Origin of the sequence: Mesorhizobium sp. M4A.F.Ca.ET.050.02.1.1, from assembly GCF_003997725.1 — a bacterium.
Lineage (GTDB): Bacteria > Pseudomonadota > Alphaproteobacteria > Rhizobiales > Rhizobiaceae > Mesorhizobium.
The window spans coordinates 1-6,578 of record NZ_RZSG01000314.1 but is presented as its reverse complement, the minus strand read 5'-3'; the positions used below and the strand labels follow the sequence as shown (position 1 = coordinate 6,578).

Sequence of the window (6,578 nt, the reverse complement as noted above, 5' to 3'; positions counted from 1 at the left end):
GGCCGCATGACGCTCGCGGATCGCTCGGCGAAGGAGAGCGGGTGCACGATCTCCTTCTTCTGCGCAACCGGTGTGAAGCCGAGCTTTTGGTAGAGCGGCAGTGCCGCCGGGTGGTCGAGCGTGCAGGTCTGCACCGTCACCCGCTTCGGACCATGCGACCAGGCGGCAGAGATCGCGGCGCCCAGGAACCAGCGGCCGATGCCTTGTCCATGCGCATGCTCCATCATGCCGAAATAGGCGAGTTCCACCTCTTCCGGCATATGCGGCTTGAGGTCGAAGAAGCCGGCCGGCGCGCCGTCGAGATAGAGCACCCTGATGTCGCGGTCCTCGCGATGGAGGCCCGCTGAAAGCTCCTCGTCGCTCAGCCTCAGCACATTCACCCAATGCCATTTGCGCCCCACCCGATCCATCAGGTAGCGGTAGAAATGCAGCGGGATATCCCTGGTCTTCAGGAGCGCGACCTGTCGGTTATACGGCACCGGCGGCGACGCGGCCGGCGGCGCATGCATTTCGAGAAACGTCACCGTGACGTCGATGTCCTCCAGCGCGCCGTTTTCCATCACCGTCATTCCTTGCCCGTCACCACGGGCGTATCGGCAAGCCCGCCCCATTCGGTCCATGAGCCGTCGTAAAGCCTGTTGTCGGTGTGGCCAAGCGTCTCCAGCGCCAGCGTAATCGCCGCCGCTGTGATGCCCGAGCCGCATGACGTGACGACCGGCTTCGACAGGTCTATGCCGGCATCCTCGATCACCTTGCGCAAGCGATCCCTGGGCAGCAGCTCGCCGTTCTCGGCCAATGCCGTGACCGGTACGTTGCGGGCGCCAGGCATATGCCCGGAGCGGATGCCGGCGCGCGGCTCCGGATCGGTCCCGGCAAAACGGCCGGCGGATCGCGCATCGGCGATCTGACTTTCTCGCCCGTCGACGATGCGGCGCATTTCGGCGAGGCCGACGACCCGCGCGGCATCGAAGTCGGCGTGAAAGATGCACGGCGCGATCCTCGTCGGCTCCGCTGTCACTGGGCGCCCCTCCGCCTTCCAGCGATCGAAGCCGCCGCTCAGGATGTAGACCTGGAAGACGCCCATGACCCGGAACATCCACCAGCCGCGCGGCGCCGAGAAATAGCCCGGGCCGTCATAGACCACGATCGTGTCGTCGGCCGAAACGCCCATGGCGCCGACATACTGCGCGAAATCTTGCGGCGACGGCAGGGTGTGCGGAAGCCCGGAATCCGGGTCCGAAATGGCGTCCTGATCGAGGAAGCGGGCGCCGGGAATATGCGCCGCCTCATATTCGGCGCGCGCATCGCGCTTTTGCGCAGGCAGATACCAGGACGCGTCGATGATCGTCAGGCCGGGCTCGCCCAAGCGCTTCTCAAGCCAATCCGTGTCGACGATGAAAGGACTATCTTCAGCCATTTTTCTCCTCCCATCCCGCAACAGTGCCGTCGATCAGATCGCCGGCATCGGCCCGAAGCGGATGCGGAAACGCCGGTTCTCGCGGCCTTTCTTCTCGATCTTGCCGATATGGATCTCGCCGACCTCTCCGGTGCTCCTCACATGGGTGCCACCACAGGGCTGGCTGTCGATCGAGGCATTGTCGCCGATGCAAACCAGACGGATCTTGCCGGTGCCGACAGGCGGACGCACGTTCTTGGATTTCACCAGGCCCGGATTGGCGGCGAGCTCCTGGTCGGTGATCAGCCGGGTGAAGATCGGATGGTCGGCACGCACCAGCTCCATGAGTCTCGCCGTCACATCCTCCTTGGTGAAGCCGGCATCGGGAATGTCGAAGTCCACCCGGCTGTCGTCCACGGAAACGGCCGCGCCGGTGATCGGGAACGGGCAAACGACGGTGAGCAGATGGCAGGCCGCGTGCATGCGCATCAGAAGATGCCGCCGCTGCCAGTCGATGGCAAGCTTCAGCCGTTCGCCAATCGTCGGCACCGCTTGTCCGGGCGCCGGCACATGGATGATCTCGTCCTTGGTCTCGCCGGTGATGGTGGCGGCGATCGCGACGCGGCTGCCGTCGGCGCGCTCCAGCAAGCCGGTGTCGCCCGGCTGGCCGCCCGAGGTTGCGTAGAAGATCGTCCGGTCCAGAACGACGCCGCCGCGATCGTTGATTGCGACAACCGCTGCCTCGGCCTCCTTCAGGTAGGCGTCATCGCGAAACAGAGCTTCCGTTTTGTGCACCATCACGCGACCTTTTCGAAGGGCACCGAAATGTCGGCGGTCTCTTCCATCCAGCGAGGCACCGGCAGGTTCTTCTCGCGCAGGAACTCGGGATTGAACAGCTTCGACTGGTAGCGCGTGCCGTAGTCGCAAAGCATGGTCACGATGGTGTGGCCGGGGCCAAGCTCCCGCGCCAGGCGGATCGCGCCGGCGATGTTGATGCCGGTCGAGCCGCCGACGCACAACCCCTCCTCCTGGATAAGGTCGAAGACGATCGGCAGCGCCTCCTCGTCGGGGATCTGGAAGGAGAAGTCGGGCGTAAACCCTTCGAGGTTGGCGGTAATGCGCCCCTGGCCGATGCCTTCGGTGATCGAGCTACCCTCGGCCTTCAATTCGCCGCTGGTGTAGAAACTGTAGAGCGCGGCCCCCAGCGGATCGGCGAGAGCGATCTTCACGTCCCTGCTCTTGCCTTTTAGCCCGAGCCCGACACCGGCCAGCGTTCCGCCCGAGCCGACCGCCGAGACGAAACCGTCAACCTTGCCGTTGGTCTGGGTCCAGATTTCCTCGGCCGTAGTCCTGATATGGCCGTCGCGGTTGGCGACATTGTCGAACTGGTTCGCCCAGATCGCACCGTTCGGCTCGGTGCGCGCCAATTGTTCGGCCAGACGCCCCGACAGCTTCACGTAATTGTTCGGATTCTTGTAGGGCACCGCCGGCACTTCGATCAGCTCGGCGCCGAGCAATTTGATGGTATCCTTCTTCTCCTGGCTCTGCGTGTCCGGAATGACGATCACCGTGCGGTAGCCAAGCGCCTTGGCAACCAGCGTCAGGCCGATGCCGGTGTTGCCGGCCGTGCCCTCGACGATAATCCCGCCAGGCTTCAGCAGCCCGCGCTGCTCGGCATCGCGGATGATGAACAGGCCTGCGCGGTCCTTGACCGACTGTCCCGGATTCATGAATTCGGCCTTGCCCAGGATCTCGCAGCCCGTTGCTTCCGAGGCCTTGTTGAGGCGGATCAGGGGCGTGTTGCCGATCGCGTCGATCACAGAACGGGGCATCAAGGATTCCTTGTGTAGGTGCGGCGAGACCCTAGAAACCCAAAGCCCCGGTTTCAAGGCAAGAATTCGCCTGGTCCAGTCGCATTTCAGGCACTGCAATCTCCTGAATTCAGATGCTGTGTTCCAGCATGCATTTCAACCTTGCGCAGAAAAGCGCTCTTTTCATTCGATTTCTTCGCCGCTAGAGCACTACCGACACATTGGCAGGACACAGCATGACACTCTACCGGGCCAACCCGAAGCATGGCGTCGCCTGGATAACGGGCGGCAGCAGCGGCATCGGCCGCGCATTGGCCAAGGATCTTGCCGCGAAGGGCTATGCCGTCGCGGTGACGGCGCTTGCGGACGATCCGATCGACACGCTGATCGTCGAGACGGCGCAGATGCCCGGGCATGTGAAGTCGTATCCTTGTGACGTCACCGACGAGACGGGCATGGCAAGGGCGGCCGCCGCGATCGAGAAGGACATGGGGCCGATCGTGCTCGCGGTCTTCAACGCCGGCAATTACATCGCCACGCCCGGTGAGCACCTCGTGGTGAGCGATTTCCGCCGCTCCTTCGACGTCAACTATTTCGGCATCGTCAATGGCCTGGTGCCCGTCGTTGAGCATATGCGCGTGCGCGGACGCGGCCATGTCGTACTCGTCGGCTCGGTCACCGCCTATTCAGGTTGGCCGACCACCGCCGCCTATGGCGGCACCAAGGCGGCGATCAACATCCTGGCGGAGTCGTTGAAATACGACTTCGACAAGATGAACATCCGGGTTCAGGTGATGAACCCCGGCTTCGTCGACACCCCGCTGACGGAAAAGAACACGCTGCCAATGCCGGGGCTGATGCCTGTCCACCGCGCATCCCGCCGCATGGTGCGCGGCATCGAGAAAGGTGGCTTCGAGGTCACATTCCCCTACCGCATCAGCTGGCCGCTGAAATTGCTCGGCCTCTTGCCGCGACCGATCTGCCGTTGGGTGATCGGCGTCACGACCGGCTGGAGGGCACGGCCGCTGAATTTCGACCGCAAGCTGCCGCACGAAATGGGCCCGGACCAGGCGACTTAGGCCGGCGCACGGGTGTTGCCTGTCGGCAGGCACGGCCATAGGTTGAGAATTGTTGCTTGGAGTCTGTAATGGGGCGGCGGATCGTGCTTGCGGTGCTGGGGCTTGCGGTCGTCTTCTCCATGGCCTTCGTGCTCGGCCCGCGCGTACCCGTCGACACGAAGATCCGTTTCGACCCGTCCGCGATCGGCGACGATCCGCAGGCCTATCTGGCGCGCGAAGAGGCCGCCGTGCCCAACATCCGCGACGGGCTGGAAAAGGAGATCATCTGGGCAAATCCGATGGTTCACGCCAAGACGCCGCTGTCCATCGTCTACATCCACGGCTTCTCGGCCTCGAAGGGCGAGGTCCGGCCGCTGCCGGATGACGTCGCCGATGAGCTTGATGCCAACCTGTTCTACACGCGCCTCACCGGCCACGGCCAGGACGGCGCCGCGATGGCCGAGGGCAGCGTCAATGCCTGGATCAACGACTACGAGGAGGCGCTCGCCATTGGCCGGGCGATCGGCGACAGGGTGATCGTCATTGCCACCTCGACGGGTGGCTCGCTGGCGACATGGGCCGCGACAGAGCCGCGCGCCTCGGACGGGGTTGCGGCGATCGCGTTCATTTCGCCCAACTTCGGCGTCAAGGCGTCCGGCGCCGAACTGCTCACCAAACCCTGGGGCAAACAGATCGCCGAGCTGGTCGGCGGCAAGGAGCGCAGCTTCCCGACCCGCAATGCGCTGCATGAAAGGTTCTGGACCCACCAATACCCGATAGCGGCGACGCTGCCGATGCAGGCGTTGACCGAGCTCGCCTATGCGGCGCCGGTGGAAAAGGCGACCATCCCCGCCCTCTTCATCTTTTCGGATTCCGACAAGGTGGTGCGGCCCGACCGCACCCGCGAAATCGCCGGACGCTGGGGCGCGCCGCACGAGCTGGTGCCGGTCGACGACACCGGTGACGTCGACAACCACGTCATTGCCGGCGACGCCCTGTCGCCGTCGACAACCGTCGTCCTCGCCGAGCGGATTGTCGTCTGGGTCAAGGCGCTGACCGGGCAGTAGTCCGTCACAAAAGGGGCGACCGAAGCATCGCTCCAGCCGCCCTGTTCAGTCGATTACCGGCGTATCAAGCCAGTTCAGGAGGCCCGGCAGATCGCTGCTTCAGGCAGCCCGGGTCGATGGCCGCTTGCCGCCGTAACGGCGCTTGTTGTTGCCCTTGAAAGGCTTGCGGCCCTCAGGACGCTCGCCCTGCGGCTTGCCCGCGACGGGACGATCGCCACTGGGCTTGCCGCCAAAACGCTTCTTGCCGAAGCCGTTGTTGCCGCCGCCGGGACGCCTGCCGTCGCGACGGCCGCCATGGTGTTCACGGTCGTTAGCCGGCTCGAAATGACGCTCGTTCCTTTCGGCAGGGTTGCGCTGGGGATCGGGGCTGCCGAGATGGTCGGCAACGACCGGCAACTTGGCGCGGATAATCCGCTCGACCTGGCGCAGCTTGGCGTTCTCCGACGGGTCGCAAAGCGTGATGGCGATGCCGTCCCTGCCGTTGCGGCCGGTGCGGCCAATACGGTGGACATAGCTTTCCGCCTCGTCCGGCAGATCGAAGTTTACGACATGGCTGATGCCTGGCACGTCGATGCCGCGCGCGGCTATGTCGGTCGCCACCAGGATGCGGACCGAGCCGTCGCGGAAATCGTTGAGCGCCTTCTGGCGGGCATTCTGCGACTTGTTGCCATGGATGACGGCGGCCTTGAAGCCATCACGATCGAGATCCTTGGTCACCCTGTCGGCGCCATGCTTGGTGCGAGAAAAGATGATGACCGACTTCATCGCCTCATCGGCGAGCATCTTGGACAGCACCTGGCGCTTCTGCTTGGTGCGGGCAAGGACGACGCTCTGCACGATCTCAGCCGCCGCCGTGCTTTGCGGCGCGACTTCGACGCGAACCGGGGTCTTCAACAGGCCTTTCGCCAATTCGGCGATCTCGTCCGGCATGGTCGCCGAGAACAGCGCCGTCTGGCGGTCGGGCGCGGTCGCCTTGGCGATGCGCTTGACGTCATTGATGAAACCCATGTCAAGCATGCGGTCGCCTTCGTCGAGCACCAGCCATTTAGTGTCGGCGAGGATCAGATCGCCCTCACGCACCAGGTCGGTCAGCCGGCCGGGCGTGGCGATCAGGATATCGACGCCGGGCGCGATCTTCTTCACCTGGCTGAAGCGCGAGACGCCGCCGAGCACGAGCGCGGTCGAGACATGCGCGCCCTTGGCGAGGATCTTGATGGTGTCCTCGATCTGAACGGCGAGCTCGCGG

Annotated in this window: 7 protein-coding genes; 2 read left to right on the top strand and 5 right to left on the bottom strand. The window is 64.4% G+C overall.

Annotated elements, in window-relative coordinates; genetic code table 11:
* The 4 genes from EOA33_RS19915 to EOA33_RS19900 form a co-directional block, all read right to left on the bottom strand.
* On the bottom strand, window positions 1-560 hold a 560-nt coding region (locus tag EOA33_RS19915; protein ID WP_126059073.1), incomplete at its 3' end, for a GNAT family N-acetyltransferase.
* A 5-nt stretch (window positions 561-565) separates the two neighbouring features.
* Window positions 566-1,417 (bottom strand): 3-mercaptopyruvate sulfurtransferase, encoded by an 852-nt coding sequence (sseA, locus tag EOA33_RS19910; protein WP_126054649.1) that lies wholly within the window; start codon window positions 1,415-1,417, stop codon window positions 566-568.
* Window positions 1,418-1,450: 33 nt separating this feature from the next.
* Entirely contained in the window at window positions 1,451-2,194 is a 744-nt protein-coding gene (locus EOA33_RS19905; RefSeq protein WP_127406366.1) for an alanyl-tRNA editing protein, read from the bottom strand.
* Window positions 2,194-3,228, bottom strand: a complete 1,035-nt coding sequence (locus tag EOA33_RS19900; protein WP_127406365.1) for a cysteine synthase A — start codon at window positions 3,226-3,228, stop codon at window positions 2,194-2,196. Before EOA33_RS19900 ends, EOA33_RS19905 begins: the two co-directional genes overlap by 1 nt.
* A gap of 215 nt (window positions 3,229-3,443) precedes the next feature.
* Between EOA33_RS19900 and EOA33_RS19895 the strand changes: the two genes are divergently transcribed.
* Together EOA33_RS19895 and EOA33_RS19890 are read left to right on the top strand one after the other, a co-directional pair.
* On the top strand, window positions 3,444-4,286 hold the full coding sequence (locus tag EOA33_RS19895; RefSeq protein WP_126054651.1) for an SDR family oxidoreductase: 843 nt from the start codon (window positions 3,444-3,446) through the stop codon (window positions 4,284-4,286).
* A 68-nt stretch (window positions 4,287-4,354) separates the two neighbouring features.
* A complete protein-coding gene (locus tag EOA33_RS19890) occupies window positions 4,355-5,332 on the top strand; it encodes an alpha/beta fold hydrolase (RefSeq protein WP_127406364.1) in 978 nt (325 codons plus the stop codon).
* Between the two features lie 99 nt (window positions 5,333-5,431).
* Here the strand turns inward: EOA33_RS19890 and EOA33_RS19885 are convergent.
* The coding region (locus EOA33_RS19885; RefSeq protein ID WP_145989207.1) for a DEAD/DEAH box helicase at window positions 5,432-6,578 on the bottom strand (1,147 nt) is incomplete at its 5' end.